Here is a 1,373-nt window from a genome sequence, read left to right on the forward strand (position 1 = left end):
GTATAATAAAAAGACATTTATGAACATCTTTTCAAATAAACAATATATCAGAATATAGCCAACAAGAGAGCACAGTAATGAAATGCTAAAAATATCTTTTTGGCTTCTGGCTCGGATATATATGTCTTTAAATGTAATGCAAAAAGCCGCAGTAAACAAGAAGAGACCAATTGCCCCAACATTATAAAGAATTATCATAAAGAACGGTTCATCTATATTATAACCATTGTTCCGCTCAGAATATACCCCACCATTTTTCGGTGCATTATGGTCCTCTAAATACTGATTGTATGTAGAATTTCCGTATCCAATACCAAAGACAGCATTGTTGATATTTTCCATTACTAAAGGGAAACGGTCTAAGATGATTTCATCACGACTGGATGTGACGTTATTCATTTGCAGCGTTTGATCGACTTTCATTTTTACCTGACCCACGGTGTTGTAGGCCCCGATAAGCAAAGCAGCCATTATAAATAGCAAGCCGCAGGTAGCAGCGATAAATCTCTTAATTGTTTTACTCACCAGAAATGAAATCAGGAAAATTTCTACAACAACTGCTAAGATCCCTGCCCGACTCCCGGTGTATGATAAAAAAACAAAGGCAAGCGCAGAAATGATATATAATACTGTTTTCAGAAAGTGATTCTTGAATAAAATCGCCCCTGTTACTACAAAAGGAAATAGCATAACAACATAGAATGCGAAACCATAGCGAAGCTGTAGATACAGTTCCTGCGGGTTATTTTTTATAATTCTTAAAATTGGCACCACTAAGACAATATAGGATAGAGTAAGTATCGCACCAATGACAAAAAACTGTCTCAGTGAGGTGATATGCTTACTGAATGCGCCAAAAAACAACATCATCACTAACGGGTAACGCCAGTCTTTTATCAATATGGTAAAGGCATCAAGAGATTTATCTTTATAGGTAAAAAATACAATACAAAAAACACACCATAACGTGAAGAGTAACAATAATTTTCTCTTCTGCATGAGATCGAGCACAATGTTTTTAATATCTATTTTATTGGCTTTAATATAGTAAATAGATAAAACCACAGCGAGCAAAGAGGTCATATTTAGCACCCCCTGATTATCTATCGTAAATAAGCCAAAAATCATTAAGACCAATACAACTTTGCTTAAAATCAAGATATTACCATTTTGACTGTATCTTACTTGATTCATAAAATTCAAATCTCACTTCTTCAAATTGCCTTGTTAATCAACAACAAACACTCACTCGCACGATTTATGGGGCATATCTTATTATATAACATCGTAAAAATCCCCCATTAATTTTAGTCTCTTCCTCTCACTGTGTACCTTCATTCTGGCCACAAAAATATTTTCACATAACATAATGA

The 1,373-nt window shown here is 34.4% G+C and carries 1 protein-coding gene; it reads right to left on the bottom strand.

From position 1 onward, the window contains the following. Nucleotides 1-1,194: O-antigen ligase family protein (locus tag NNO02_RS23190; protein WP_271455870.1), on the bottom strand; the 1,194-nt coding region annotated here is incomplete at its 3' end. Nucleotides 1,195-1,373 lie beyond the last annotated feature (179 nt).

The organism is Citrobacter sp. Awk 2 (assembly GCF_028069815.1).
Taxonomy (GTDB): Bacteria; Pseudomonadota; Gammaproteobacteria; order Enterobacterales; family Enterobacteriaceae; genus Citrobacter.